This window comes from Rahnella sp. P4_A8, from assembly GCF_056402435.1.
Window position 1 is genome coordinate 75,004 of the sequence record NZ_JBFUHK010000014.1, and the last position, 26,152, is coordinate 101,155.

The 26,152-nt window shown below is 55.0% G+C and carries 24 protein-coding genes and 1 tRNA gene; 13 read left to right on the top strand and 12 right to left on the bottom strand.

What is annotated here, in order from left to right; all coding sequences use genetic code 11:
- Positions 1-6: 6 nt before the first annotated feature.
- The 3 genes from AC1DUO_RS10225 to AC1DUO_RS10235 are packed head-to-tail and all read right to left on the bottom strand — an operon-like array spanning position 7 to position 2,733.
- On the bottom strand, positions 7-468 hold the full coding sequence (locus AC1DUO_RS10225; protein ID WP_443566502.1) for a RidA family protein: 462 nt from the start codon (positions 466-468) through the stop codon (positions 7-9).
- The gene (locus AC1DUO_RS10230) at positions 458-1,738 is read right to left on the bottom strand and encodes an amidohydrolase family protein (RefSeq protein WP_443566500.1); all 1,281 of its coding nucleotides are present in this window, start codon (positions 1,736-1,738) and stop codon (positions 458-460) included. Before AC1DUO_RS10230 ends, AC1DUO_RS10225 begins: the two co-directional genes overlap by 11 nt.
- Positions 1,739-1,758: 20 nt before the next feature.
- Positions 1,759-2,733, bottom strand: coding sequence for a PDR/VanB family oxidoreductase (locus AC1DUO_RS10235; RefSeq protein WP_223509387.1), 975 nt, complete (start codon positions 2,731-2,733; stop codon positions 1,759-1,761).
- A 214-nt stretch (positions 2,734-2,947) separates the two neighbouring features.
- Between AC1DUO_RS10235 and AC1DUO_RS10240 the strand changes: the two genes are divergently transcribed.
- The 4 genes from AC1DUO_RS10240 (at position 2,948) to AC1DUO_RS10255 (ending at position 7,592) form a co-directional block, all read left to right on the top strand.
- Positions 2,948-3,871 carry a LysR family transcriptional regulator gene (locus AC1DUO_RS10240; RefSeq protein ID WP_477987223.1) on the top strand — a complete coding sequence of 308 codons (924 nt, stop codon included), beginning with the start codon at positions 2,948-2,950 and terminating at the stop codon, positions 3,869-3,871.
- 261 nt (positions 3,872-4,132) lie between these two features.
- Positions 4,133-5,122 (top strand): ABC transporter substrate-binding protein, encoded by a 990-nt coding sequence (locus tag AC1DUO_RS10245; RefSeq protein ID WP_112151852.1) that lies wholly within the window; start codon positions 4,133-4,135, stop codon positions 5,120-5,122.
- An 11-nt stretch (positions 5,123-5,133) separates the two neighbouring features.
- Positions 5,134-6,570, top strand: a complete 1,437-nt coding sequence (locus AC1DUO_RS10250; protein ID WP_477987226.1) for an amidohydrolase family protein — start codon at positions 5,134-5,136, stop codon at positions 6,568-6,570.
- A 17-nt stretch (positions 6,571-6,587) separates the two neighbouring features.
- The gene (locus AC1DUO_RS10255) at positions 6,588-7,592 is read left to right on the top strand and encodes an isopenicillin N synthase family dioxygenase (RefSeq protein ID WP_112198360.1); all 1,005 of its coding nucleotides are present in this window, start codon (positions 6,588-6,590) and stop codon (positions 7,590-7,592) included.
- 58 nt (positions 7,593-7,650) lie between these two features.
- Here the strand turns inward: AC1DUO_RS10255 and AC1DUO_RS10260 are convergent, their stop codons facing one another.
- Positions 7,651-7,839, bottom strand: a complete 189-nt coding sequence (locus AC1DUO_RS10260; protein WP_037034781.1) for a YjfB family protein — start codon at positions 7,837-7,839, stop codon at positions 7,651-7,653.
- A 224-nt stretch (positions 7,840-8,063) separates the two neighbouring features.
- On the opposite strand from AC1DUO_RS10260, the gene AC1DUO_RS10265 reads away from it, so the two are divergent.
- The gene (locus AC1DUO_RS10265; protein WP_131638838.1) at positions 8,064-8,603 is read left to right on the top strand and encodes a DUF2058 domain-containing protein; all 540 of its coding nucleotides are present in this window, start codon (positions 8,064-8,066) and stop codon (positions 8,601-8,603) included.
- Positions 8,604-8,722: 119 nt separating this feature from the next.
- Here the strand turns inward: AC1DUO_RS10265 and AC1DUO_RS10270 are convergent, their stop codons facing one another.
- The 3 genes from AC1DUO_RS10270 to AC1DUO_RS10280 are packed head-to-tail and all read right to left on the bottom strand — an operon-like array spanning position 8,723 to position 11,307.
- Positions 8,723-9,535, bottom strand: coding sequence for a PfkB family carbohydrate kinase (locus tag AC1DUO_RS10270; RefSeq protein ID WP_121019410.1), 813 nt, complete (start codon positions 9,533-9,535; stop codon positions 8,723-8,725).
- 11 nt (positions 9,536-9,546) lie between these two features.
- Positions 9,547-10,524, bottom strand: coding sequence for an SIS domain-containing protein (locus tag AC1DUO_RS10275; protein WP_112151854.1), 978 nt, complete (start codon positions 10,522-10,524; stop codon positions 9,547-9,549).
- 3 nt (positions 10,525-10,527) lie between these two features.
- Positions 10,528-11,307 (bottom strand): ABC transporter substrate-binding protein, encoded by a 780-nt coding sequence (locus AC1DUO_RS10280; protein WP_112151855.1) that lies wholly within the window; start codon positions 11,305-11,307, stop codon positions 10,528-10,530.
- Between the two features lie 234 nt (positions 11,308-11,541).
- Between AC1DUO_RS10280 and AC1DUO_RS10285 the strand changes: the two genes are divergently transcribed.
- A complete protein-coding gene (locus AC1DUO_RS10285) occupies positions 11,542-12,285 on the top strand; it encodes a GntR family transcriptional regulator (protein WP_013575220.1) in 744 nt (247 codons plus the stop codon).
- A gap of 14 nt (positions 12,286-12,299) precedes the next feature.
- On the opposite strand, the gene AC1DUO_RS10290 is transcribed toward AC1DUO_RS10285, so the two are convergent.
- On the bottom strand, positions 12,300-12,863 hold the full coding sequence (locus AC1DUO_RS10290) for a TetR/AcrR family transcriptional regulator (protein ID WP_013575221.1): 564 nt from the start codon (positions 12,861-12,863) through the stop codon (positions 12,300-12,302).
- A gap of 133 nt (positions 12,864-12,996) precedes the next feature.
- Between AC1DUO_RS10290 and AC1DUO_RS10295 the strand changes: the two genes are divergently transcribed.
- The 3 genes from AC1DUO_RS10295 to AC1DUO_RS10305 all read left to right on the top strand — a co-directional run bounded on the left by AC1DUO_RS10295 (position 12,997) and on the right by AC1DUO_RS10305 (position 15,882).
- Positions 12,997-14,088: an alkene reductase gene (locus AC1DUO_RS10295; RefSeq protein WP_477987231.1), complete on the top strand. Its 1,092-nt coding sequence runs from the start codon at positions 12,997-12,999 to the stop codon at positions 14,086-14,088.
- A 60-nt stretch (positions 14,089-14,148) separates the two neighbouring features.
- The gene (locus tag AC1DUO_RS10300) at positions 14,149-14,931 is read left to right on the top strand and encodes an SDR family NAD(P)-dependent oxidoreductase (RefSeq protein WP_250980927.1); all 783 of its coding nucleotides are present in this window, start codon (positions 14,149-14,151) and stop codon (positions 14,929-14,931) included.
- Between the two features lie 132 nt (positions 14,932-15,063).
- A complete protein-coding gene (locus AC1DUO_RS10305; RefSeq protein ID WP_041689081.1) occupies positions 15,064-15,882 on the top strand; it encodes an oxidoreductase in 819 nt (272 codons plus the stop codon).
- A gap of 199 nt (positions 15,883-16,081) precedes the next feature.
- Here the strand turns inward: AC1DUO_RS10305 and AC1DUO_RS10310 are convergent, their stop codons facing one another.
- Together AC1DUO_RS10310 and AC1DUO_RS10315 are read right to left on the bottom strand one after the other, a co-directional pair.
- Complete coding sequence (locus AC1DUO_RS10310; RefSeq protein WP_477987234.1) at positions 16,082-16,867, bottom strand: NAD(P)-binding domain-containing protein; 786 nt, start codon at positions 16,865-16,867, stop codon at positions 16,082-16,084.
- 93 nt (positions 16,868-16,960) lie between these two features.
- On the bottom strand, positions 16,961-18,412 hold the full coding sequence (locus AC1DUO_RS10315; RefSeq protein ID WP_477987236.1) for an efflux transporter outer membrane subunit: 1,452 nt from the start codon (positions 18,410-18,412) through the stop codon (positions 16,961-16,963).
- An 89-nt stretch (positions 18,413-18,501) separates the two neighbouring features.
- Between AC1DUO_RS10315 and AC1DUO_RS10320 the strand changes: the two genes are divergently transcribed.
- The 4 genes from AC1DUO_RS10320 (at position 18,502) to AC1DUO_RS10335 (ending at position 24,582) form a co-directional block, all read left to right on the top strand.
- Positions 18,502-19,116 (top strand): TetR/AcrR family transcriptional regulator, encoded by a 615-nt coding sequence (locus tag AC1DUO_RS10320; protein ID WP_013575227.1) that lies wholly within the window; start codon positions 18,502-18,504, stop codon positions 19,114-19,116.
- A gap of 75 nt (positions 19,117-19,191) precedes the next feature.
- Positions 19,192-20,301: an efflux RND transporter periplasmic adaptor subunit gene (locus tag AC1DUO_RS10325; RefSeq protein ID WP_013575228.1), complete on the top strand. Its 1,110-nt coding sequence runs from the start codon at positions 19,192-19,194 to the stop codon at positions 20,299-20,301.
- Complete coding sequence (locus AC1DUO_RS10330) at positions 20,298-23,387, top strand: efflux RND transporter permease subunit (protein ID WP_013575229.1); 3,090 nt, start codon at positions 20,298-20,300, stop codon at positions 23,385-23,387. The genes AC1DUO_RS10325 and AC1DUO_RS10330 overlap by 4 nt, the downstream gene beginning before the upstream one ends.
- A gap of 454 nt (positions 23,388-23,841) precedes the next feature.
- Positions 23,842-24,582 carry an SDR family oxidoreductase gene (locus tag AC1DUO_RS10335; protein ID WP_223509380.1) on the top strand — a complete coding sequence of 247 codons (741 nt, stop codon included), beginning with the start codon at positions 23,842-23,844 and terminating at the stop codon, positions 24,580-24,582.
- Positions 24,583-24,912: 330 nt separating this feature from the next.
- On the opposite strand, the gene AC1DUO_RS10340 is transcribed toward AC1DUO_RS10335, so the two are convergent.
- A tRNA-Asn gene (locus AC1DUO_RS10340) sits at positions 24,913-24,988 on the bottom strand.
- A gap of 143 nt (positions 24,989-25,131) precedes the next feature.
- Positions 25,132-25,908 carry a DgsA anti-repressor MtfA gene (gene mtfA, locus AC1DUO_RS10345; protein ID WP_013575231.1) on the bottom strand — a complete coding sequence of 259 codons (777 nt, stop codon included), beginning with the start codon at positions 25,906-25,908 and terminating at the stop codon, positions 25,132-25,134.
- Positions 25,909-26,152: the final 244 nt, after the last annotated feature.

Below are 26,152 nucleotides of genomic sequence, written 5' to 3' on the forward strand. Positions count from 1 at the left end.
TTAGGGTTAGCGGGACTGGGGTAACCAGGCGGTGGCTTCCACCTCAATCAGCACCCCGGCGTCTGGCAGCATTTCGCTGACCTGTACCACGGTAGAGACCGGCGGCTGCCCGGGATAAAAGAGTTTTCTGACCCGGCTGTAATACGGGAAGTGATCGAGATTGCGAAAATACTGCACCAGCTTGATCACATCGCTCATTTGCCCGCCCGCGTCTTCAATGGTGTGGCGGATGCTTTCGAGCACATACCAGCTTTGCGCCAGAACCGGCCCCTGTTTGGCGTCAGTGGAGAATTCGCCTGTTTCGCCCAGCAGCAGGCGTGCTTCGACGGGGATATCCTGAAAACCGCGCACGATGGTCGCCGTCTGCGGGTTAACGGGAATAATGCCGGAGAGAAAAACGAAATCACCGGCACGACGCCACGCGGCATATTTGGCGAGCGGTTTTCCCGCTCCCGCTTCAAGACTCATGGGATAACTCCTGATTCCAGGTACGTTGGTGCGTCAGCCTGCCGTGGTGAATAACCAGACGGGCCGCGCTGTGTAAAGGCCAGGTCAGGCTGTCGCTGCCCGGAAAGAGAACCAGCGTGGCGTCGCTGCCGGGCGCAAACGGCAGGGCGTTCTGAGCCTCACCGGTCAGTGCGCCGACATCGCAAATAAGCCGTGACTGCTGATCAAAAACGTTTTCAAGCTGAAGCGCGAACAGGGCGCAGCTCAGCGTATCCAGCGGGTCATAACTGCCCGCCGGACAAAAGGCGTCCTGTACGTTATCGCAGCCAAGCAGCATCGGAATACCCGCCGCCTGTGCTTCTTTCAGCAGGGTGATACCGCGCTGGCGCGGCGTGCGACTTGTGACGGCGTCCTGCAACAGCAGGTTGGTCATCGGCAGCGCAATCAGCGTGACGCGCTGCGCCGCCAGCACACTCAAAATCTCCTGCGCCTGTTGTTCACTGCCGGAAGCCAGCGCACAGCCGTGGCTGCAACAGATATGGCCGCTGAATGTGCTCTCCGACAGGTAATCCGCCAGCCAGCTCAGGCCGTGTGCCACCGGCGAAAGCTCCTCGTCGATATGCAAATCCAGATTCAGTTGCCAGCGTGCGGCGCTGTGCATCAGGTGGGTCATCGCCGCCGGATCCCAGTTTGAGGAGTGGATAAATCCGCCCAGCAGGCAGTCTTTTCCGTTTTGTGCCACCGCGCGGGCGATGCGGTCAGCCGCTTCGGCATCGGCGAAAAAGCTCAGCGGTGCCAGCGCCACCCGCTCCAGCGTGACACCCGGTTGCGCCATCCCGCTCAGCTCAAGCCAGGCCTGCGGTGGCTCCACGTCAAACCAGTCAATGTGAGTGCGCAAACGGGTCACGCCGTTCGCCGCTGCCCAGCTCAGTGCCTTGCCGGCACGCTGGCGAATGTCAGCCGCCGTCCAGTGCTGACGGTCCTGATGCAGGGTTTCAATGGCCGCCAGCAGACCGGGTTTTGACGGGCGGCTGCGGGCAAGGGTGAAGGTTTTATCGAGATGCGCATGGGGTTCAACCAGCCCCGGCAGCGCCAGTGCGCCGTGTGCGTTCCACAAATCATCTTGTTCTGGCTGATAAGGCGTCACGGACGCAATTTTGCCTGCATCAAAACGCACATCTGCCGTCACCGGTTCGCCTGCCTGCAAAGGCCATCCGTCGGGCAGCAACCACGCGGGGAGGCGAACGTTAGCAATGCCATTAAGTGTTGCAGCGGGGGTGGGAATGTTCATCGTCAGGCTCCGCGTGGACATTACAGGTCGAGGACCAGAACGGGACTTTTGGATCGCGAACAGCACAGCGTTATCTGCGTGTTCTCCGCTTTCTCTTCTTCAGTCAGCACGCAGTCACGGTGATCGGGAATACCGTCGATCACGTCAGTAATACAGGAGCCGCAAATACCCTGTTCGCACGACAGCATAATATCGACTCTGGCACTTAATAAAATTTCAGCAATCGTCTGGTGCGGGCCGACTAAATAACGTTGTCCGGTGGAGTTAAGCTGAATATGAAATGCCTGGCTGTCGGTTTCATTATTCAGATTCGCATTACTGAACCGTTCGAAAGATAATTGATTTTCCTGCCAGTGATGGGTCTGCATAATGTCTTTAAGCCGCTGAATAAATCCGTCCGGGCCACAGGCCAGCACCCGCGTATTTTCATCCGGCTGCAACAAACTCAGTGGCGTGTTATGGCGCAGGGAATCGTTTGCGCTGCTGTCATGAAAAAAGACGTGTTTCGCTAAGGCAGGCGCGGTTAAACGCGGCAGAAACGCAATGTGCTCGCTGTCTGAAACAGAGTAATGCAGTTCAAATTCAATCTGTTGCTCAGCCAGGTGTTCCGCCATCGCCAGCAACGGCGTGATGCCGATCCCCCCGGCAAACAGTAAATATCGCCCGGCCTGTGGCAGCGGAAAATGATTGCGCGGTGCCGAGATCATCAGGTTATCGCCGGGGCGGAAATGATGATGAATGAAGTGCGAGCCGCCGGTGGAGTGTTCCGCCAGTTTGACGCAAATTTCATAATATTCACCGCTGCTGTTTTCACTGCACAAAGAATACTGGCGCGGGCCGAGTTCGGGAATAAAAACGTCAATGTGTGCTCCCGGTAAATAAGCCGGTAATAAACTTCCTTGCTGCGCAACAAGCTGCAGGGAAATATTCCCGACACCGTTGATATTGGCGGTTTTAATTGTGACAGGGATTAATCCGGCATCTTTCATCGTCATTTACCGTATTGACTCTGGTGAAACATTCATAAAAAGGGGAGTCGGTCCGTTTGCCGCATAACCCGCTGTCTTAACGCGCATTACTGCGCGGAGCCGGCCTGATGAGCGGTGAAACGATTGTTCCCGTTGCAATGAAAGCTACGTTATTGTTATAAAACTGTTGCGTCCAGCGCTTTGATTCGCACATCCCGTTGCATAAAAGAGAGCACTCATTATGTTCGCATTCTCCCGGTTTCTGCTGTACTTCACTGAGGTCGCCCGCCAGGGATCGTTCCGTAAGGCGTCGGAAACCCTGCACGTTGCCGCATCGTCAATTGACCGGCAGATATTGCGGGTTGAAAAAGAATTAGCCATGCCGCTGTTTGAGCGACATCCCACCGGGCTGCGGCTGACGGCGGCGGGCGAGCTGTTACTGCATGCTGCTAATAACTGGAAAAAGGATTTCTCGCGTGTCTGCGAACAGCTCGACGATCTGCGCGGGTTACGGCGCGGACACGTGCGCATTGCCACCATCGATGCCATCAACCGGCAGTTTTTCTCGTCGATGCTCAAAAAGGTGCATCTCGAGTATCCGAACATTTCATTCACACTGACCACCATGAACAACGTGGACATCCAGCAGGCGCTGATGTCGGGCGATGCTGATTTCGGACTGATGCTGAATCCGCAAAGCTCCCGCGAGTTGCAGGTGCGGGCTTTTGCCGAAATCGATTTGGGTGTCGTTGTGCCCAAAGGGCATCCGCTCGGGGGCAGAAGCGGCGTGCGTTTTAATCAGTGCATGGAATATCCGTTTATCCTGCCCGCCGCGCCGCTGATGCTGGCCGAGCCGGTGCAGGCGCTGATGAATATCAACGGCGACATGATTAATGAGGTCGCGGTATCGAATAACATCCACATGATCCGCTCGCTGATTAAGGAGAAAATGGGCATCGGCATTCTGTGCTGGCTCGATATCATGGATGAGGTGGAAAGCGACGAACTGCAGTTTATTCCGCTGACCGATCCGCAGTTAAAAACCTTCACGCTCTCCCTGTGCGTCGCCCCTTCACGACAACTTTCTCTGGCCGCTTCGATGATGCTTAAACAACTGGAGATGCTATTCAGCCAGATCCAGACGCCGGGGCGCAACCGGCACTGATTTGCACTGATTTGGTGCCTGGCGCTCTGTGATGAATCAAAGGTTGCAGGGGGTGAGACCTGTTTATCCCGACAACGCGCAGGGAAAGCGGGTCTGCGAAGTTGGCATCGTTTTTGTATAGTTAAACGTGAGTAGAAGCGGTCAGTGCAGGCAACTGCGCGGGACATTGCTCAGCAACCATTTCGCGGTTCATTTTGAGCCGGTCAGGGGGCTGAGCCGCGTTTGCTTATCCTCCCTCCGGCGATGATTAGGAGAGGAGCAATGAAGTCAATTTCCCGCATTCCCCTGTCTTGCTGCGTGCTGAGCACGCTGATTGCTGGTGCTTTCTCACTGTCGGCGCAGGCCGATGAGAAAATCGCGCTGCTGACTTCCTGGTACGCGCAGGCTGAACAGGGCGGCTATTATCAGGCGCTGGCGACGGGCATTTACAAACGTTACGGGCTGGATGTCAGTATTCAGTCCGGCGGCCCGCAGATCAACGGCATGCAGTTACTGTTGTCAAAACGCGCGGATGTGATCATCGGTTATGACCTCCAGTTGCTCGAATCCGTGCAGCGTGGTTTTCAGGCCAAAGCTATCGCCGCCCCTTTCCAGTTCGACCCGCAGGGTTTACTGACGCATGCGTCCGTGACGTCGCTCGACGGCCTGAAAGACAAAACCATTCTGGTGTCCAGCTCCGGGCAATCGACCTGGTGGCCGTGGCTTAAGGCGCGTTATCAGCTCAGTGATTCTCAGGTTCGTCCGTATACCTTCAACATTCAGCCTTTCGTCGCCGACGGGAACGTGGCGCAACAGGCGTATGTCAGCTCTGAAGTGTTTCAGGCGCAGAAGGCTGGCGTGAAATCCAATTTCTTCCTGTTCTCGGAGCACGGCTATCCGCCTTACGGTGGCATTCTGATCACCCGTCCTGAGCTTATCAGCAGCCGGAAAGACGCGATGGCGAAGTTCGTAAAGGCGTCGATGGAAGGCTGGGTGAGTTATCTGCAAAACCCGGCGGCGGGTAATGCGCTGATCAAAAAGGATAACCCGAAGATGACCGACGACCTGCTGGCCTGGGGTGTTGAGCAAATCCAGGCGCACCACCTGATTGATGGCGGCGACGCGGCGACGCAGGGCTGGGGCACCATGACCGAAGCCCGCTGGCAGAAAACCCGTGATTTCATGGTGAACGCCAAACTGCTAAACGCGGATACCGACTGGAAGCAGGCGTATACCACCGAATTTGTTGAGCACATGCAGGTTAAACCCTGAGGAGTGTTGCGATGTCATCTGACTCTTTACTGATTAAAAATGCGCACGCCATCCTCACCGGTCTGCCGGGAGAAGCCGCGCGTCACGCCGGGCCGGATATCCGTGTGCGTAATGGCGTCATCGAGGCGATCGGCCCCCTGACGGCGTTGCCCGGCGAGCGGCTGATGGATGCCCGCGACTGCGTGGTCTATCCGGCCTGGGTCAATACGCATCATCATCTGTTTCAGTCATTGCTCAAAGGCGAACCGCAGGGATTGAACAAAAGTCTCACTGCATGGCTAAGCGCGACGCCTTACCGCTTTCGCGCCACGTTTGATGAATCCACCTTTCGCCTCGCGGTGCGTATCGGCCTGACCGAACTGCTGCGTTCCGGCTGCGCCACCGTGGCGGATCACAATTATCTTTACTGGCCGGATATGCCGTTCGATACCTCGGAAATCCTGTTCAGTGAAGGGGAGGCGCTGGGCATGCGCATTGTGTTGTGCCGGGGCGGCGCAACGCAGGGGCGGGCGATTGAGCAGGATTTACCGCAGGCGCTGCGACCGGAAAATTTCGACCACTATATGGCGGACATGGAACGGCTGGTTGGCCGCTATCACGATCCAAAACCGGCGTCTCTGCGCCGGGTGGTGATGGCACCGACGACGCTGCTGCATTCTGCGCCCGGTGCGCAGTTGCGTGAAATGGCGAAACTGGCGCGCAGTTTAGGTATCCGGCTGCACAGCCATTTGTCAGAAACCGTGGATTATCTCGATGCGGCGCGCGCTAAATTCGACATGACGCCGGTGCAGTTTTGTGCGGAACACGACTGGCTGGGGGACGACGTGTGGTTTGCGCATCTGGTTAAGTTACTGCCGCAGGAGATTGCGATGCTGGGGCAAACCCGTACCGGTATCGCGCACTGCCCGCAAAGTAACGGGCGTCTGGGCAGCGGCATCGCTGATTTGCTGGCGCTGGAACAGGCTGGCGTACCGGTTTCGCTGGGTGTTGACGGCGCGGCATCCAACGAAGCCGCGGATATGCAAAGTGAAGCGCATGCCGCCTGGCTGTTGCAGCGCGCCCGAAAAGGCATGCTGGCGAAGCCGCGCTATGACGGCGGCACCTTTGAGGGCGGCGGCGACGCGGCATCCATCGAAGACGTGGTGCGCTGGGGCAGCGCGGGCGGGGCGCAGATCCTCGGCCTGCAACAGAGTGGCACCGTGCAGGTGGGCATGCTGGCGGATATCGCCATTTACCGGCTGGACGACCCGCGTTACTTCGGCCTGCACGACATGGCAATCGGTCCGGTGGCCTGCGGCGGCCGCGCCTCACTGAAGGCGCTGATGATCAATGGCCGCGTCATCGTCGAAAACGACGTCATTCCCGGTCTCGATCTGGACGCCATGCGCCATGAGGCAATGTCTGCCGTTCGTACCCTGCAACAGCGCGCTGCGGGCCAACCTAATTGATTCTGAAGGATAAAAAAATGACACAATCCACTCACACATCATCAGCTCAAACACAAGGCTATGCATTACAGGAACTGGAGAAAGAAGCGGGAATGGGCGCGATGGGCGAAGAGACATTTACCCGCGAAGTGCGTTGCATCGATCTTTCAGATTTCGAAAACCGTAAAAGTGAGATCGCCGACGAACTCTGGCGTGCAGCGGTGGAAATCGGCTTCTTTCAGGTGAGCAATCACGGCATTGCGCTGGCCGATATCCGTCAGGCATTCAGCATGACAGAAGATTTCTTCTCGCTGCCCGACGAAGTCAAAGCGCAGTATCCGCTGGCGCGTAACGCCGGTTGGGAAAATAAGTCTCAGGTACGTCCGTCGACCCGAACGCCGGATCAGAAAGAGTCCTACCAGATCACCCGTCCGCTGATGGAGTCGCTGTGGCCGGGCGAACAGGAACTGCCAGCCTTTAAAGACACCATGCTGAGTTTTGAATCGCAATGCTGGCAACTGGGCATGAAATTGCTTTCCTGTTTTGCGCTCAGACTGGGTTTCCCCGAACACTTTTTCGAGCAGGCACACAATCCTGATCAGCAAACCTATCAGAGTACGCTGCGTATGTTGCACTACTATGCCACTGAACAATCGGAACAAGGGATGTGGCGTGCCGGTGCGCACACGGATTTTGACTGTCTGACGCTGCTGTTCCAGCGTCCCGGTCAGGGCGGCTTGCAGGTTTGTCCGGGCAAGGATCGCGAAAGCCAGCAGTGGACCAGTATCGAACCGCGCGAAGACGTGATCACCTGTAATATCGGCGACATGCTGATGCGCTGGAGCGACGATCAGTTGCCCTCCAATTTCCATCGGGTGAGAAGTCCGCTGCCCGGCGAATATCAGGGCGCGCGCTATAGCCTGGCGTTTTTCTGTCAGGCTAACAAAGACGTCGAAATTCTGGGGCCGCAGGCGAAGTATCCGGCCATCAGCGCGGAAGCTTATCTGCAACAGCGCATTCAGGCGAATTTCGCTAAAGGGTAAGCGGTCATAAAAAACAAAAAGCCCGCTGAGTTTACTCACGCGGGCTTTTTTGTCTCTGTCAGGCGGTGGTATTGATATTGCGACCGATTGCCGGATTAGCAGGTAACGCGGGGATCGAGTCAATCATGCTGGTCACTGCCGTCTGCTGACTATCCAGCGACTTTTTCAGCAGGATATTGTTGACCTGAGTGCTGGTATCCAGACTATTAAGGCCGGTCGCCAGCGATGCAATTTGCGAAACATCCATTTTGTTCTCCTGTTCGGTACAACATAAAAGGAACTGATGCGGGCGTGAAACTGAAAGGTTATCGGCAGTTTCCGTAATAACTGTAGCGATAAATACTGCTGACGGAGCAGCCGCTTAAAGACGCTCCCGATTCCGCACGCAAGTGGAAAAGGCTCTGTAGCCTGTATCGCCTCAGGAATTACGGTTATAATCGCACAAATTATTCAACGGATTTAGAAACGAAAATGACAAAACTCTCCTTACAAGAGCAACTGCTGAAAGCAGGATTAGTCACCAGCAAAAAAATGGACAAAGTGCAGAGAACGGCGAAAAAATCACGCGTTCAGGCGCGCGAGGCCAGAGAGGCGGTGGAAGAAAATAAAAAAGCGCAGATGGAGCGTGATAAGCAACTGAGCGAACAACAAAAACAAGCTGCCTTATCTAAAGAATATAAAGCGCAGGTGAAGCAACTGATTGAAATGAACAAGATCGTCATTTCAACAGGCAGTATTGATTTTAACTTCACCGATAATAATCTGATTAAAAAAATGGTGGTGGATAAGACCACCCAGTCTCAGCTGATTAGTGGTCGTCTTGCCATCGCGCGTCTGGTTGCTGATCACAGCGGCGAGACGCAATATGCCATTATTCCCGCAAGCGTTGCGGATAAAATTGCCCAGCGCGATGCCAACAGTATTGTATTAAACAGCGCGCTGAGTCAGGAAGAGCAGGATGAAGAAGATCCGTATGCTGATTTCAAAGTGCCTGATGATTTGATGTGGTAGTTCCGCTTGCCCGGCGCTGCCCGTGACGGATAATGACACTCAGTTACGGGCATCTGCCGGGGCGTCTGAATACAGCCACTTTTCTGCCGCCGCGCGGATCCGGTGTTAACCTGAGACGATCAGTAGGGGATGCCCTCACCAAAAGCGCCGTCAGTTAAACAAATCTCTGCTGCGAAAAGGGTGCCCTGACGCAAGCTTTGGGACAGCGTATCGCCTTTAACATGCGCCAGCAAAAAAGCCGTGATGAAAGCATCTCCTGCCCCAAGCGTGTCTGCCGGCGTGATATTTTCCGATGGCTGACTGATCCAGATACTGCCATTGAACAGTAACGCCCCCTCAGACCCGCGCGTTGCAACAGGCAGGCGACATCCCGCATGCCATGCCGTTTCCAGTATCTCGCGGGTTTCTTCCATGCTGCGTTCAGCGCATGAGAAAAACCCATAGTCTAACTGACGACATAACGGGCCTATCTTTCCGGCATCAAAATCATCAGAAAAATCATAGGATAAGCTGCCGGGTAGCATACTTAATTCGGGCAATAGCGCATCAACATAGCTATAAGCGCTGGTATGTATCAGCGAAAACTGACCTAGCCAGGGCATATCGGTTAACACAAAATCCATCGACGTCGTCTGCCGGATCCCCCCGGCGTTGGAGTCAATAAACCGTCGCTCCCCCTGATCAACGGTCAGACTGGCATAACCATTTTCACCCGGTACGACCCGGCAATGAGAGGTATCAATCTCCCTTGCTGCCAGGACGCGGCGAATATGTTCTGCCGCGCTGTCGTCGCCGAAAACGCCCAGATACGCCGCATTTGCGGATAATAAGCGGGCGTACACACTGAAGTTAAGCGCGTTTCCTCCCGGATAACCGATACCTGTGTGGGTATACCGGTCAATCACGTTATCGCCCAGGCCAAGTACTCTCATGTTGTCATCTCCTAATAAGCGACCTGTCCCATGTATCGTCGTGTTTCCAGCGGATGTTGACGTATCTTCGCTAATGCCGCGCGATATTCGCACATAACACTGTAGAAGAGGACGGGGTTAAAATACTCCACCACGCTGGCGGGTATGACGCCAAGCCCCAGCTCTTTTGCATCCACAATTTCCACCTTATTTCCGTACTGCCGAAGGAAATCGCGCACTCTTTCATCAAGTGCCCTGGTGCGGCCTTCGTTCATCATCAGGATCCAGGGGGTATTCATATCTGTCACTTCAAACGGACCATGGAAGAATTCGCCGCTATGAATTGATGCCGCATTCAGCCACTGCATCTCCATTAATGAACATATGGCAAAACCATAAGCATGTCCGTAGGAAGCCCCGCTGGACAGAATGTAAAAAAGTGATTCCCGGCTGTAGCGCTCAGCAAAGGCGGCGCAGCGCGCCTGAACCTGCTGTCTGGCCCGGAAGATAATCCCATCAATTTGCGCCATGCCTGCCTGGAAATCGGCATATCCGTCATAACCCCCGGTCTGTTGCAAGGCTTCGACGCAAAGACTCAAAATGATTGCCATCGGGTTATTAATCACCTGGCTGTCATCTCCCCAGGCATAAAGCAAATTACTGTCAGAAAAGCCGATAAGGTCTGCATTTTCATTGTGCGTCAGTGTCACCGTAACGCTGCCCCGGCTTTGGGCCAGTTTGGCCGCTGCGACAGACTCTGTGGTATTCCCGCCATGTGAGCAAACAATCGTCAGGGATTGAGGGCCTAATGTCTTTGGCGCGGCATGAACAAACTCGTTTGCGGTCATCATGTAACTGTGTAAAGCCGTCGACTCACTGTTAAGAAAATAATTTGCCGGATACATATCCACCAGCGACCCACCGCAGGCCACAAGAAACACCTGGCTCAGTCCCCCCTGCGGGAGGAAGCGCTGTTCGATAAGAGAGGAGATAATTGCTGAAGTATTCATAAATCAGTCACCGTACACATTGAAATTGAAATATTTTTTAGCCAGCCGGTCATAAGTACCGTCATTGCGTATCGCCTTAATCGCCCCGTTGAGTTGTTCCAGCAGTTCGCTATTTTGCTTCGAAATGCCAATACCGGTACCCGGGCCAAAAATGGCATCGTCTTTTACCTGCGGTTCAATCAGGCTGAAATTCTTTCCCTGGGGTTTGTCCAGCAACGCGGTGGTCACCACCGTCGCATCGTCCAGCGTCGCGTCCAGACGGCCGACGACTAAATCGGCGTAAACTGCCTCTGCTGCGGGATAGGAAACCAGTTCGACGCCTTGTGATTGCCAGTGTTTCTTCGCGTAGGCTTCGAACACTGAGCCTTGCTGCACGCCCACACGCTTACCACGCAGAGATTCGGCCAGAGGTTTGAGGCCGCTGTCTTTTGAAGCCACCAGATACGCCGGTGTGTTGAATAATTTATCGGAGAAGTTGATCGCTTTTTTACGCTCATCTGTAATCGACAACGAAGAAATAATGGCATCGAATTTACGCGCCTGGAGCGCGGGGATCAGACCATCAAATCCGTTTTCAACCCAAACACATTTCGCCTTGAGCTGAGCGCAAATCGCATTACCCAGATCAATATCAAACCCCTGCAGGCTGCCATCGGCAGCTTTAAACTCAAAGGGCGGAAATGTCGCGTCAGTACCAAACCGGATTTGTTGCTGCGCTGATGCGTGACCGGAAAGCCCGATCATCGCAAGGCCAAGGGAAAATAGGGCAAGCGTTTTTTTCATCATTCACTCCCGTTAAATATACCGTAAAATGTACCATGAGAGATATACGCCAGCAGGTAAGAATACGCAATCAATTTAATGATTTTAATCAGGTATAATAATAAGTTATGATGTCATGGTCTGTTTTTTTATCGGTAATCACCGTTCTGTGAAGGATATTTCCGGTGACAGATCAACGACTCATTGGCTAGAATAACCCCTGTTTTTTAATTTTATTGGGCTATAAAACAGACCATGACTGAGTTAAGTGAAAGTAAACGCCGCCCGCGGAAAGCCTATCTGGCGGCCAGGCAGGTGCTGCTGAATTTGTTAAACACGGAATTCAACGAAGGTGATCAAATTCCGGCAGAACGTGATCTGTCGGGCCTGTTGGGTATCAGCAGGATGACATTACGAAAAATTACAGATGAGCTTGTGAGCAGCGGAATGCTGGAAAGGCGGGGAAACCAGGGGACATGGCTGACTGAGACCACGATACAGCGGCCACTGACGCAGACAATCGAGCACGGCATCAGCAAAATCACGGAGTTAAATGGTGCGGTAGCGGGCAGCCGGTTGATTTATTTTCAGGAGGCCCAAGCCAGCCCGCGTATTGCCGCATTACTAAAAATTCAGGCTGGCGACCCTTTGGTGATGATTAAACGCCTGCGTCTCGCTGACGGTGAGCCTTTTTGTCTGGAAACCAGCTACCTGCCAAGGGCGATTATTCCGGACCTGACCGCTGAGATGCTTGAGCAGAGCGGTTCGCTGTATCGTCTTCTGGCAGAAAACTACGGTGTTTTAGGCGTTTCAGACGAAGGCACGCTCCGCGTGACCCTAATGAATGAAGAAGAACAGACGTTATTAAATGCACAACCCCATAGTCCTGCTCTGGTGTATCGGGGGGTGATTACTGACCGCTTGAATCAACCGGTTGAATATTTAGTGTCAGTAAACCATCCCCAGCGGGTGACATTTCGCATAAGCCACGGGAAATAGGTTTCAGTTCAGGCTCATGAATCACCAGACATCCCGGTGCTCAAAATCCGGCTGCGGCAAACCTCCAGAATCTCATCCGCAAGAGACGAATCATCAGGGCAGGCGCGGGATAACACCAGCGCACCGACAAGATGGGCAATCGTGTCAATCAGGTCGGCACGCGTGCTGCCTTCCCCATTTTTTTCGTTTCCTAAAACTGCCAGCTGACGTTCAATTCCGGCGGCAAATGCCGCCCTGATTGACGCAGACTGACGGGCTGTATCGGCGCCCAGTGCCGACATCACACAACCTTTTCCCATATCAGCCCGATGTTGTCGGGAGAGGTAGTATTCAATAAATTTTTCCCGGTCCACACCTGCCGTGCTTTCTGCGGATCGCCTGAAACCGCAGCTCATCGCCTCCGACATCAGATCAGCCTTGGAACCAAAGTGTTTGTAGAACCCGCCGTGGGTTAAGCCTGCCGCAGACATCAGTTCCGCCACGCCCACGCCATCGTAACCGCGCTCACGAAAAAGTTCTGAGGCCGTTTCTACAATGCGCATCCGGTTTTCCCGAACCTGCTCTTTTGACACTTTCATGCTTTCCTGCCCCTCTCAAAAATAGGGTTTAAGTATACATTGATGATGACCATAATCAAACCGGTTGACTTTATAGATGATGATCATCATCATTACATTAACCTTTGACCCACCACTTAGCAGGCGAATAAACATGACCAACCGACCACTATTTCAACCCTATGATCTTGGCTCAATAACACTGGCCAACCACATCGTGATGGCACCGCTGACACGTAACCGGGCCGGAGTGGGGCTGGTGCCGGGCGAACTGGCAGCGACCTACTACGCCCAGCGTGCCACCGCAGGATTGCTGATTACCGAAGCGACGCAGATCTCCGCACAGGCGCAGGGTTATCAGGATACACCGGGGATCTATACACAAGCTCAGATCGATGGCTGGCGCAAAGTGACTGACGCCGTGCATGCCAAAGGCGGGCGCATATTTGTACAGTTATGGCACGTGGGACGAATTTCGCATGTCGATTTACAGCCCGGTGGCGCTGCGCCGGTTGCGCCGTCCGCCATCCGTGCTGAGACCAAGACCTTTGTGAACAACGGTTTTGCTGATGTCTCTGAACCACGTGCGCTGGCGTTGCAGGAAATACCGGGGATTATCGACGATTTCAGAAAGGCAGCAGCCAATGCCATTGCCGCCGGATTTGACGGCGTGGAGATCCACGGCGCGAATGGCTATCTGCTGGAACAGTTCCTGAAAGACGGCGCAAACCAGCGTACCGATGAGTACGGCGGCTCTGTCGGGAATCGTGCGCGCCTGCTGCTGGAAGTCACGGCGGCCGTAAAAGATGAGATCGGCGCAGAACGCACTGGCGTACGCATTTCACCAGTGTCACCTGCTAATGCGATTTCATGCAGTGATCCGCAGCCACAATATGATTACCTCGCTGAACAACTCGATGCATTGGGCATCGTGTACCTCCATGTGGTTGAAGGCGCGACGGGCGGCCCGCGTGATGTATCACCGTTCGATTACGACTCCCTGCGCCGCCGTTTTAAAAACACCTACATCGGTAACAATGGCTATGACCTGGAACTGGCGTCCGCTCAGCTTGCGCAAGGCAAAGCCGATCTGTTCGCGTTCGGTCGTCCGTTCATCTCCAACCCGGATCTGGTTGAAAGGCTGAAGACGGGCGCGCCTCTGGCCTCGCTCAATCCTGAAACTCTTTATGGCGGTGGCGCAGCGGGATATACCGATTACCCGTCGCTGACGGAGACCAGCAAGTAAAGCCCTACCTACATCGCACATTGCGGATTTTGTTTACACATTAAGAAAGAAGATCAACTTATGACTAAAGCTTCAGTTCTCATCACAGGCGCATCCACGGGTATTGGTGCTGTTTACGCGGAACGGTTTGCCCGCCGGGGCCACGACCTGGTTCTGGTCGCGCGCGACAAAGCGAAGTTAGAAACACTGGCCGCGCGTCTGCGACAGGAAAATGGCATTTCTGTCGACGTTCTGCCTGCCGACCTCACGCAAACGCGTGATTTAGCCGCGGTCGAAGCCCGTCTGCGTGAAGACACACGGATTGGCATTCTTATCAATAACGCGGGTATCGCGCAGTCCGGCAGTTTTACCGAGCAGACGCCTGATTCGATAGAAAGCCTTATCGCGCTTAACGTCACCGCCCTGACCAGACTGGCCAGTGCCGTGGCACCACGCTTTGTGCAAGCGGGGGAAGGATCGATCGTCAACATCAGTTCCATCGTCGGACTCGCCCCGGAATTTGCCATGACGGTTTACGGTGCAACCAAAGCCTTTGTGCTTTTCCTGTCTCAGGGAATGAATGTCGAGCTGTCATCTAAAGGCATTTATATCCAGGCGGTGCTCCCTGCGGGCACTTATACGGAAATCTGGGACCGTGCGGGTATCGACATCAGTAACTCGGCAAAATTCATGGAAGTGGGCGAGTTAGTGGATGCCGCACTGGTGGGCTTTGACCGCCGTGAACTGGTCACCATCCCGCCTTTACATAATGCTGCCCGCTGGGACACCCTCGATGCTTCACGTCAGGCGCTGCTCTCAGACATCAAACAAGATGAAGCCGCTGAACGATATAAAACACGGTAATCAATGAGGTGCACTGTGCAGAACGGTCTGCCGGCTGTTCTGCACAGCGGTAAATCCGACATAAATCCCTTACAGCCTGTCGTCTCATCAGCGATGAGAAACCTTAAACACATCATGAAGGCCTTATTCAGCATGACAAAAAAACGTGTAGCACTGGTTACCGGTGCGTCCTCAGGTATTGGCGAAGCGTCTGCCCGTAAACTTTTAGCCGCTGGATTTACTGTATATGGCACGAGCCGGCGTGGTTCACAGGCGGGAAAACATCCGTTTCCGTTACTGACGCTGGATGTGACCGACGACGCTTCTGTCGGAGCCGCCATTGAGGAGTTGCTGCGTCTGGAGGGGCAGATCGATGTTCTGGTGAACAATGCGGGCTTTGGGGTCGCTCCGGCGGCGGCGGAAGAAAGTTCTGTCGATCAGGCCAAACACATTTTCGACACCAACTTTCTGGGCATCGTCAGGTTGAGCCGGGCAGTGATCCCTCATATGCGCCGTCAGGGCAGCGGGCGCATCATCAATATCGGTTCGATACTCGGCATCGTTCCGTTGCCGTATGTGGCACTTTATGCGGCCAGTAAGCATGCGGTGGAAGGGTATTCGGGTGCACTGGATCATGAACTGCGCACGCAGGGCATCAGAGTTTCTGTCATCGAACCTGCTTACATGAAAACACAGTTTGAAGCCAATAATATCGAGCCGGATGCCAGGCTTGAAGAGTATGACCAGATCCGGGCTAAGCTGACGAAAGTGGTGAGCAAGGCAATGGCTGAGGCGGAAAGTCCGGAGGTGGTGGCTGACGTGGTGGTTAAAGCGGCTCAGACTTCACGTCCGAAGATTCGCTATACGGCGGGAAAGCTGGCAGGTCAGTTGAATTTTATTCTCAGATTCGCCCCTGCGTCATTCCTGGATAAGGTGGTGCGCAAAAGTCTTCAGCTTGATGCGAAAAAATAAATGAAGAATAAGATGATGAAAGCATTTACGTTTAAACGCTACGGTAAATCCCCTGAGCCGTACACTAATAAGATATCTTTGACACTGACGCCTGTTTGGCGCGGGCGGATGCGCTGGTTAATCCTGAGGATTTTAGCGGTCAAAAACGACACTCTGAGTGCGGAGTGTCATTCGACATTGGAAAAAAGAGTATTTCATTTCAGCGGGTTATTTGCGCAGCGGGGTTTTCCTGAATTTCCGATAAAACCGTATCAGAAGCCACATGCCAGGGGGTAAGCGCCGCCATTCGTGCAAGAACCTCAACCCCCTGCGACATACCGGGTGCAGCAGATGACATATCCTGCCCCAGTTCCCCGAGGTTGATGGACGGGTGATAACCCGCATATTCAGCACAGTCTTTCAGACCGTTAAGGACAAGCTGGCGGGCAGTGTCATCCGCCATACCTTTCCCGGTCAGCCAGCACGCTAAGCCCTCCGCCAGAAAATAAAAGCCATGACTCATACAAAGACTGACCGTGGCTAAGTCAAAGTCCGGCTCGTCGGGCAAGACGGTCAGTGGACCCAGCAGGGAAAATAAACACTGAACCTCTTGATCAGCACCAGTCAGGATCACGCTCGATTTATTGATTTCAGCGGCGAAGGAAAACATCAGTCTGACACAATCAGTGTGTCTGAATAGCTTTCGCAAGCTCTGTGATGGCAGCCCCGGCACCAGTGAAACCAGCGTTTGCGCGCTTCGCAACTGCACCTGATTTGCCATTTCATTCAGAGCATGGCGATCCACGCCGGTAATAATGACATCAGTCTCATTGACGACATCCTGGTAACTGTCCAGCGTCCAGCAGGGGAACTCTCTTCCCAGCTTGCGCACGCGTTCGTTGTTTCCCGAAACCAGAAATACCTGTGCATCAGGCGCGGCAAGAAACAATCCTCGTACCAGTTTTTCAGTTAACGCGTCTACCTCCAGAATACCTATCCTTTTCATCAGTCCCCCGGTTATCAGTACGGCACTGTCGTGTTATCAACGTTAAAAGGGTCGTCTCGTCTGTGACACAAGTAAGGGAAGATCTGCGGCATCTTATGGTGTGGCCGTTTCCGGTGGCTGCCAGCCTCCGCCGAGCGCCCTGAACGTTGCAACAGCCGCGCGCGCAGATTCTGTCTGCGCCTGCGCCCTGGCGTCGGAAGCCTGTAACAGGGTTTCATCGTTGTGCAGGACGTCCATCAGGCTGGCCGTTCCCTGCCGGTAAGCGATAAAAGATGACTGGCGGGCGCTGGCCAGGGCGGTTTCACCGCGGGTCAGCGTGGCGGCCTGTGTTTCACGATTGACCAGAGCAGAGAAAGCATTTTCGACGTCTTCGGTGGCGCGTAATACCGACAGGCGATAGGCCGCGAGCGCTTCGGCTTCCTGGCCTTTCGCCTGATCTATCTGGGCGTTGATGCGACCAAAATCGAAGAGCCGCCAGCGCAGTCCCAGCACGGCTGCCGACTGGCTGGCACCGCCGGAGAACAGGTTGTCGCCCGACACAGCCGTCGCGCTGCCGAGCAGGGCACTGAGTGAAAACTTCGGATAATACTCACTGACCGCCACGCCGATACGTGCACTCGACGCCGCGAGATGGCGCTCCGCCACGATAATATCGGGCCTGCGGCGCAACAGGTCGGCAGGTGTGCCCGTTGAGGTTATCTGCGGAGCCTGAGGTATGGCACCCGGCAACGCTAACTGACTGCGATGGGTGCCGGGAGGCGTGCCGAGCATGACATCTAATGCATTCATCGCCGCATCAAGCCCGGTACGGAGAACCGGTACGGTTGCCTGAACCTGCGCCAGTTCCCCTTCGGTCTGGCGAACCTGATACGCCGGAGCCAGTCCTTTAGCGTTCAGGAGTTGTACCTTTTCCAGCAGTTCCTGCTGCGTACTGACCTGTTTCTCCGCGATGGACAGCCGGGTCTGTAATCCGCGCAGGGTGATATAGGTATCGGCAGTCTGAGCCGCGACGGCAAGACGGGTTGCGGCGACGCCCGCTTCGGAAGCCTGATAGTCAGCCAGTGCAGCCTGACGCCCGCGTCGCAGCCCCCCAAATACGTCAATCTCCCAGCTTGCGTTGAGATCGGTTTCATAGCTATTGCCGTAGCGATTATAATCCGGCGTTGCGCTGAGAACCTGACCCAGCGGGGTTTCGGCCGACTGATACGCGCGTGCCGCTTGCCCGCTGACGTTCCCTGAAGGTAACAGCGCTGCTGTGGCCGCGCCCAGTCCGGCGCGTGACTGGGCCATGCGGGCGGTGGCCTGTGCGAGATCGAGATTCTGCGCGAGGGCGTCGGTAACGTACTGACTTAACAGGGGATCGCCGAAGCCGTCCCACCAGACGGCAAAACTGGTGGGTCTGGAGGAGCTTCTCTGCTGGACGGCAGACTGTGCCTGATAGCGTTCAGGAAGGGGGGCATCCGGGCGATGATAATCCGGCCCGACGGCGCAACCCGCCAGTAAGGCGCTGCTCACCACCAGTGCAAGAGTACGGAGGGGGAACATTGATATTCCTTGAGTCAGTTTTGAAGTGTGACTACATTACCAAATGGTCACTCGTTGTCAATCAGGGCTCATTGAGCTAAGCTGGAAAAATGACTAAACACATAAATGTACATCCCCCAAGGGGGCCATCAGATCACAGTGTGCGTGATCAGGTCGTTGACGCTGCCACAGAGCATTTCGGGCATTTTGGTTACGAGAAAACCACGGTGTCAGAACTGGCTAAATCAATAGGGTTTTCAAAATCCTACATCTATAAATTTTTCGATTCCAAGCAGGCGATCGGCGAGGTGATCTGCACTAACCGGCTGGCGATGATCATGGCGATTGTCAATTCAGCGATTGCAGATGCCCCGTCGGCCTCCGAAAAATTGCGGCGTTTATTCAGGGCACTGACTGAAGCCGGCAGTGATTTGTTTTTTCACGATCGCAAGCTTTATGACATTGCTGCCGTGGCGGCGCGGGATAAGTGGCCGTCGGCAGAGGCTCATGAAGAGCGTCTGAGAACACTGATTGAACAAATCATTGTTGAAGGGCGGCAGGCGGGCGAGTTTGAACGAAAAACGCCGCTGGATGAGGCGGCGCACGCGATATATCTGGTCATGCGGCCTTACATCAGTCCGGTACAGTTGCAATACAATCTGGAAACGGCACCGGCGGCTGCGGCACTCCTCTCCTCACTGATACTGAGAAGTCTGTCACCCTGAGTGGTGACTATTGACATTATTGGTCACTAGTCTGAGAATGCGGTTACTGTCCTGCTAATTCAATTAAGGGAACCCATGCTCAGGCTTAATCCTGCCACCTTTGCTGTTTGCCTGTTGCCGCTTGCCCTTGTGGCCTGCGGCGACTCTTCCGGTACCGACGATCCCCGTACTCAGCCTCCTCTGGTCAGGTCTGCGACCGTGGTGAGTGCTGCCGATGCCTCCCGCGCATTTACCGGCGTTGTTGTCGCCCGGATTCAAAGCGACCTCGGTTTCAGAGTGCAGGGCAAAATCCTTGAACGCCTGGTCGATACCGGCCAGACCGTTAAACGCGGTCAGCCATTGATGCGTCTGGATCCGGTTGACCTGAGTCTGCAGGCACAGGCTCAGCAACAGACCGTCGCGGCGGCACGGGCCCGTGCAAGACAAGCGACTGATGACGAGGTGCGCTATCGCGGTCTGGTCGCTGCAGGCGCAGTGTCGGCATCGGCCTACGATCAGATAAAGGCCGCCGCAGATACGGCCAAAGCGGAACTCAGTGCGGCTCAGGCCCAGGCCAATGTGGCGCAAAACGCCACGGGCTACGCCGTGCTGCTGGCTGACGCCGACGGCGTGGTCATGGATACGCTGGCTGAACCCGGTCAGGTTGTCAGTGCCGGGCAGCCGGTGGTCCGGCTGGCCAGAGCAGGGCAACGCGAGGCCATCGTGCAGTTGCCTGAGACGTTACGCCCGGTTGCCGGAAGCGAGGCCGAAGCAACGTTGTACGGTACCGGTAAACAGGCTGTCCCTGCGAAACTGCGGCTTCTTTCCGATGCGGCAGATCCGCTAACCCGCACCTTCGAGGCGAGATATGTACTTGAGGGAGCACTGGCGAATGCCCCGCTGGGATCCACCGTGACGCTGCATATTGCAGACGATAAATTACCGGGCCAGGTGATGCAGGTGCCTTTAGCGGCCATCTATGATCCGGGCAAAGGGCCGGGGGTCTGGGAGATTTCAGGTAAGCCCGCCAAAGTGTCATGGCGGCCCGTGCAGGTGCAGGGATTGGGTGACGATGCGGCGAGGGTGACCGGTTCCCTTAAGCCGGGAGAGCAGGTGGTCGCTCTCGGGGCGCATCTGCTGCATGACGGTGAGGCCGTACGCCTGGCCGAACAAAGCGATGCCAGCGTCGCCGGGAGCCAGCCATGAGCGCGGGGCGATTCAATCTTTCTGCGCTCGCCGTGCGTGAGCGCTCAATCACGCTGTTCCTGATTATCCTGATTACCGTGGCCGGTATTCTTTCGTTTTTTGAACTGGGACGGGCTGAAGATCCGCCGTTTACGGTCAAGCAGATGACCATTATTTCTGCCTGGCCGGGTGCCACCGCGCAGGAAATGCAGGATCAGGTGGCTGAACCGCTGGAAAAGCGTATGCAGGAGCTGAAGTGGTATGACCGCAGCGAGACGTACACGCGTCCCGGTCTGGCTTTTACCATGCTTTCGCTGAAGGACAGCACACCGCCTTCACAGGTGCAGGAAGAGTTTTATCAGGCACGTAAGAAGCTGGGGGATGAGACCAAAAACCTGCCAGCAGGCGTCATCGGGCCAATGGTCAATGATGAATTCTCTGACGTGACCTTTGCGCTTTTTGCGCTGAAGGCCAAAGGTGAGCCACAGCGACTGCTGGTGCGCGATGCGGAATCGTTGCGCCAGCAAATTCTGCATGTGCCGGGGGTCAAGAAGGTCAATATCATCGGCGAACAGGCCGAACGCATCTTTGTGTCGTTCTCGCATGACCGGCTGGCCACGCTGGGTATTTCGCCTCAGGATATTTTCTCCGCCCTCAACAGCCAGAACGTCCTGACGCCCGCCGGTTCGATTGATACCAAAGGGCCGCAGGTCTTTATCCGCCTGGATGGCGCCTTCGACAAACTGGAGAAAATCCGCGAAACGCCCATCGTCGTACAGGGCAGAACCTTGCAGCTTTCTGACGTGGCAACCGTTGAACGGGGCTACGAAGATCCTGCGACCTTCCTGATCCGCAATCAGGGTGAACCGGCGCTGCTGCTGGGCATCGTTATGCGCGACGGCTGGAACGGTCTGGATTTGGGGAAGGCGCTGGATGCGGAAACGGCCAAAATCAATGAGGGCATGCCGCTGGGCATGACCCTGACCAAGGTCACCGATCAGTCAGTCAACATCAGCTCCGCCGTTGACGAGTTCATGATCAAATTCTTCGTCGCGCTGCTGGTGGTGATGGTGGTGTGCTTCGTCAGTATGGGCTGGCGCGTGGGCGTGGTGGTGGCCGCCGCGGTGCCGCTGACGCTGGCGATTGTCTTTGTGGTGATGGAGGCTTCCGGCAAAAACTTTGACCGTATTACCCTGGGCTCGCTGATCCTGGCGCTCGGGTTGCTGGTCGATGATGCCATCATCGCCATCGAAATGATGGTGGTGAAAATGGAAGAGGGCTACGACCGCATCAAAGCCTCGGCCTATGCCTGGAGTCACACGGCAGCCCCGATGCTGGCAGGCACGCTGGTCACCGCCGTCGGATTCATGCCCAACGGTTTTGCCCAGTCCACTGCCGGTGAATACACCAGCAACATGTTCTGGATTGTCGGTATCGCCCTGATTGCTTCCTGGATTGTGGCGGTGGTGTTTACGCCTTATCTGGGCGTGAAAATGTTGCCGAAAATCAAAACGGTGGAGGGCGGGCATGCGGCGATTTACGACACCCGTCATTACAACCGTTTTCGCCGGGTGCTGACCCGCGTCATCGCGCGCAAGTGGATAGTCGCCGGTACCGTTATTGCCGTCTTTACGGTCGCTATACTTGGCATGGGGCTGGTGAAAAAACAATTTTTCCCGACCTCTGACCGCCCGGAAGTACTGGTTGAAGTGCAGATGCCTTATGGCACTTCTATTGAGCAGACCAGCGCCACCACGGCGAAAATCGAAGCCTGGCTGAGAAAGCAGAAAGAGGCAAAAATCGTCACGTCCTACATCGGGCAGGGTTCACCGCGTTTTTATCTGGCCATGGCACCTGAGCTGCCTGACCCGTCGTTTGCGAAAATTGTCGTGCTGACGGACAGTCAGGAAGCGCGCGAGGCGCTCAAGTTCAGGCTACGTGAAGCGGCGGCCAGCGGCCTGGCACCTGAGGCGCGCGTGCGTGTGACCCAACTGGTGTTCGGTCCGTATTCTCCTTATCCGGTGGCCTACCGGGTGATGGGGCCGGATCCTGATAAACTGCGCGAAATTGCAGACAAGGTCGAAAAGGTGATGCAGGCCAGCCCGATGATGAGGACCGTCAACACCGACTGGGGGCCGCGTGTACCGGCGCTGCATTTCACGCTCAATCAGGACCGTCTTCAGGCGGTGGGGCTGACATCGAATGCGGTCGCGCAGCAGCTTCAGTTCCTGCTTTCAGGGGTTCCGATCACCTCGGTGCGTGAAGATATCCGTTCGGTGCAGGTGATGGGGCGGGCGGCAGGAGATATCCGGCTTGATCCGGAAAAAATCGCCGGTTTTACCTTAGTGGGTTCTTCCGGCCAGCGCATTCCGCTGTCGCAGATCGGGGAGGTTGAGGTGCAAATGGAAGATCCTGTTCTGCGCCGTCGCGATCGTACGCCAACCATTACCGTGCGGGGGGACATTGCCGAAAACCTGCAGCCGCCGGATGTCTCCACGGCAATGATCAAAGCGTTACAGCCGGTCATTGATACGCTCCCGGCCGGATACCGTATCGAGCAGGCGGGTTCTATTGAAGAATCCGGAAAAGCCACCGAGGCGATGGCACCGCTGTTCCCGATCATGATTGCCATGACGCTGTTGATTATTATCCTGCAGGTGCGGTCGATGTCGGCGATGGTGATGGTCTTCCTCACCGCGCCACTGGGGCTGATTGGGGTGGTGCCCACGCTGCTGCTCTTTAACCAGCCATTTGGCATCAATGCGCTGGTCGGCCTAATCGCGCTGTCGGGCATCCTGATGCGTAACACCCTGATCCTGATAGGGCAGATCCATCACAACGAACAGGAAGGGCTGCCGCCATTCCATGCGGTGGTGGAGGCAACAGTGCAGCGGGCCAGACCGGTGTTGCTGACGGCGATGGCGGCCATTCTGGCGTTTATCCCGCTGACCCACTCGGTGTTCTGGGGAACGCTGGCTTATACGCTGATTGGCGGGACGTTTGGCGGCACCATCATCACGCTGGTCTTCCTGCCGGCAATGTATGCCATCTGGTTCAGGATACGGCCTGATGAACAGCAGCAGAACGCACGGACGGAATTAGCGTAAGCAGTCCCGGACGAATGGCTGAAGCGTATTTTTGTCGTGCAGTCTCACCACAGATCCTTGTCACAGGGCAAGGGTCTGTGGTTTTTCCCGTCCCGGCTGGCTTTTCTTGAGCAGCAGGGCATTCTTGCGAGAGTGCCCGGCCCCGACGACAGGCGCAAAGATTTCTGCACGCTGACCGAGAAAGGCCTCGACCTCATTCCTGTCGTGCTCATTTCTGCGAGTGCAGTGAGCGGAGCTGAAATCAGATTGCGGGTGTCCGCATCTGTTATTGTTATGTTGCTGGTTTGCGGATCGCCCGGGTATTTGGAATTCAGTCTTTCAGATCATTAAGCAAAGGAAACAGTACTTCTCCGGCTTTAACTGCCGGTAGTTGTGAAGCCCTCAGAAGGGATGGGCAGTAATGGAGTTCTTTCGTAAGGTAAATGGCGGTTATAACGATTAAAGGGGAGTCATTATGGGAAGATTTCACGGTAAACGTGTACTTATAACGGGGGGCACCAGCGGTATGGGGCTGGCAGGAGCGCTGCGAATTGTGAAAGAGGGTGGACAAGTTGCCATCACAGGGCTGAGTGAAGAACGTCTGGCCCGGGCCCGTAAGCTGTTGCCGGACACTGCACTGATCCTGAAAAGTGATGCTGCAAGTGAGGCAGATATTGATGCGCTCGCAACGGCAGTCTGCGGCTGGGGGCACCTCGACGGATTGTGGCTGAATGCGGGTTACGCAGAGGTTGGTGCACCGGAATCCGTTACGGCCGACGCCTTTAATCGCATGATGAATGCCAATGTTCGCGGGCCTATGCTCCAGCTTGCATCACTTTCCAACATTTTGAACCCAGGTGCATCAGTGTTGGTCACTGCATCGTCTTCAGTCTATGAAGGTGCGCCAATGACGAGCTTATATGCTGCAACAAAAGGTGCCGTTGTCGCCATGGTAAAAAGCTGGGCCGCCTCGCTGGCTACACGCAACATTCGCGCCAACACGCTGGTGCCAGGGCCTGTCGAGACTAATTTTAGACACTTCATGCCCGAGGAGTCTCGGCAACAGTTTGAAGATTTTGTAGTAAGCCAGGTGCCTCTCAGACGAGCCGGTACAGCTGATGAAGCGGCTGCCGTCGCACTTTTTCTGCTCTCAGATGATGCGTCTTACGTAACCGGAAGCCAGTACGCTGTGGATGGCGGACTGGTTCACTTGTGAGTTCAATCTGCCTCAGCGGCTTATTAACCGTATTTTCACTCATTGGTTTATAGAAATTACGGATGCCGGGGCAACGTGTTTAAAGGATTTTTGCGGATGGTTTAATTTGCGGATTTTTGAATCGTTAAGAGATATTTGGGGGTCACTGCGTCATCGAACTCACCTGACCCCAAATCTGACCACCAAATTCTCCCGATGCGGAGGGGAAACTGAAAATGCAGCGGGAAGGTTTTCACGTTCACTGATCGCCTCAACGCCATACAGGCAGGGGCTCCGGCGTATAAAAAGCAAAAGGCCCGCTTAAGTTTCCTTAAGCGGGCCTTTCTAATTTGGCTCCTCTGACTGGACTCGAACCAGTGACATACGGATTAACAGTCCGCCGTTCTACCGACTGAACTACAGAGGAATCGTTGGAACGGGGCGCATAATATCCAGAGGGCTGCGGAGTGTCAACGCTAAATTCGTCAAAAATGTCCGACTGCTCAGCAACTAATCAATGTCGCCATAAAAGGGTACTTTACTGCGGAAAAACGTCCGTCAAAACGAAATTTAACAATCGCAGCGCTGACCGCGAAGTTGCCTTGCCAGCGGGTCCTGTTGATAAAAACGGCTGAAATGGCCGTATACCAGCGGAAAACGCTCTGAAAGTAATTCTGGTGCACTAAAGAAATACTCTGACAGTACCGCAAAACATTCGGCCGCATCGGTCGCCGCGTAGGCGTCCATGCTGGCAGCCTCTTCGCCGACAGTGTCGATTTCATCCTGCAGATTTTGCATCGCGGCGTGTAAATCGTGTTCCCATGACACCACCTCACGCAGCGGAATAGGTGGAATACCCGTGACTTCGCCGCCGTTGCGCATATCCAGTTTATGCGCCGCTTCGTGGATGATCAGGTTAAAACCAGAATTGTCGAATGAGTCCTCGATGTCCTGCCAGTTGAGTACAATCGGGCCCTGATCCCAGCTTTGTCCGGCATGAATTTGTGAACCGGCATGCACCAGCCCGTTTTCATCCTGCCAGGGAGCATCAACCACGAACGGGGAAGGGTAGAGCAGGATTTCGTGAAAGCCATCGAGCCAGGAAGCGCCCAGTTCCATCACCGGCAGCGCAAAAAGCAGCGCGATACGCGCCTGCATCAGTTCAGTCAGCTCAACGCCTTGCAGAGGAACCAGCCTTTTTTGTTGCAGCAACTGGCTGGCGACCTGAATCAGACGCAGTTTCTCATCTTCGTTGAGGCAAGATAAAAGTGGGATATTCAGCGCGTCATTCCAGGCGTCTGATTTCTCAATTTTCAGTTCATTCGCTTTCCACGGCCACTTAATCATCATCTTGCTCGCAAAGTGATCATTCTGATTGTCAGCAGGGTTCTCCGCCAGAGTACTCCAATACAAGTAACTTCAACAAGTTAGCTTAGTTATCGGGCTCATCCTGTATGGATGTTACACACCGGCAGTTTTTTAGCAAAAAGCACAGACATCTTATAAGACGCAGCTCACGTTATTAGTCTAGTCACTGAGTCACGAATGTGCCCGCAGTATGAAGAGATAGCGCCCGCCACAGGCTGCATGA

Excerpts from the sequence above, each read along its gene's own strand:
- AC1DUO_RS10225 (WP_443566502.1), bottom strand. The coding sequence starts at position 468 with ATGAGTCTTGAAGCGGGAGCGGGAAAACCGCTCGCCAAATATGCCGCG.
- AC1DUO_RS10230 (WP_443566500.1), bottom strand. The coding sequence starts at position 1,738 with ATGAACATTCCCACCCCCGCTGCAACACTTAATGGCATTGCTAACGTT.
- AC1DUO_RS10235 (WP_223509387.1), bottom strand. The coding sequence starts at position 2,733 with ATGACGATGAAAGATGCCGGATTAATCCCTGTCACAATTAAAACCGCC.
- AC1DUO_RS10240 (WP_477987223.1), top strand. The coding sequence starts at position 2,948 with ATGTTCGCATTCTCCCGGTTTCTGCTGTACTTCACTGAGGTCGCCCGC.
- AC1DUO_RS10245 (WP_112151852.1), top strand. The coding sequence starts at position 4,133 with ATGAAGTCAATTTCCCGCATTCCCCTGTCTTGCTGCGTGCTGAGCACG.
- AC1DUO_RS10250 (WP_477987226.1), top strand. The coding sequence starts at position 5,134 with ATGTCATCTGACTCTTTACTGATTAAAAATGCGCACGCCATCCTCACC.
- AC1DUO_RS10255 (WP_112198360.1), top strand. The coding sequence starts at position 6,588 with ATGACACAATCCACTCACACATCATCAGCTCAAACACAAGGCTATGCA.
- AC1DUO_RS10260 (WP_037034781.1), bottom strand. The coding sequence starts at position 7,839 with ATGGATGTTTCGCAAATTGCATCGCTGGCGACCGGCCTTAATAGTCTG.
- AC1DUO_RS10265 (WP_131638838.1), top strand. The coding sequence starts at position 8,064 with ATGACAAAACTCTCCTTACAAGAGCAACTGCTGAAAGCAGGATTAGTC.
- AC1DUO_RS10270 (WP_121019410.1), bottom strand. The coding sequence starts at position 9,535 with ATGAGAGTACTTGGCCTGGGCGATAACGTGATTGACCGGTATACCCAC.
- AC1DUO_RS10275 (WP_112151854.1), bottom strand. The coding sequence starts at position 10,524 with ATGAATACTTCAGCAATTATCTCCTCTCTTATCGAACAGCGCTTCCTC.
- AC1DUO_RS10280 (WP_112151855.1), bottom strand. The coding sequence starts at position 11,307 with ATGAAAAAAACGCTTGCCCTATTTTCCCTTGGCCTTGCGATGATCGGG.
- AC1DUO_RS10285 (WP_013575220.1), top strand. The coding sequence starts at position 11,542 with ATGACTGAGTTAAGTGAAAGTAAACGCCGCCCGCGGAAAGCCTATCTG.
- AC1DUO_RS10290 (WP_013575221.1), bottom strand. The coding sequence starts at position 12,863 with ATGAAAGTGTCAAAAGAGCAGGTTCGGGAAAACCGGATGCGCATTGTA.
- AC1DUO_RS10295 (WP_477987231.1), top strand. The coding sequence starts at position 12,997 with ATGACCAACCGACCACTATTTCAACCCTATGATCTTGGCTCAATAACA.
- AC1DUO_RS10300 (WP_250980927.1), top strand. The coding sequence starts at position 14,149 with ATGACTAAAGCTTCAGTTCTCATCACAGGCGCATCCACGGGTATTGGT.
- AC1DUO_RS10305 (WP_041689081.1), top strand. The coding sequence starts at position 15,064 with ATGACAAAAAAACGTGTAGCACTGGTTACCGGTGCGTCCTCAGGTATT.
- AC1DUO_RS10310 (WP_477987234.1), bottom strand. The coding sequence starts at position 16,867 with ATGAAAAGGATAGGTATTCTGGAGGTAGACGCGTTAACTGAAAAACTG.
- AC1DUO_RS10315 (WP_477987236.1), bottom strand. The coding sequence starts at position 18,412 with ATGTTCCCCCTCCGTACTCTTGCACTGGTGGTGAGCAGCGCCTTACTG.
- AC1DUO_RS10320 (WP_013575227.1), top strand. The coding sequence starts at position 18,502 with ATGACTAAACACATAAATGTACATCCCCCAAGGGGGCCATCAGATCAC.
- AC1DUO_RS10325 (WP_013575228.1), top strand. The coding sequence starts at position 19,192 with ATGCTCAGGCTTAATCCTGCCACCTTTGCTGTTTGCCTGTTGCCGCTT.
- AC1DUO_RS10330 (WP_013575229.1), top strand. The coding sequence starts at position 20,298 with ATGAGCGCGGGGCGATTCAATCTTTCTGCGCTCGCCGTGCGTGAGCGC.
- AC1DUO_RS10335 (WP_223509380.1), top strand. The coding sequence starts at position 23,842 with ATGGGAAGATTTCACGGTAAACGTGTACTTATAACGGGGGGCACCAGC.
- mtfA (WP_013575231.1), bottom strand. The coding sequence starts at position 25,908 with ATGATTAAGTGGCCGTGGAAAGCGAATGAACTGAAAATTGAGAAATCA.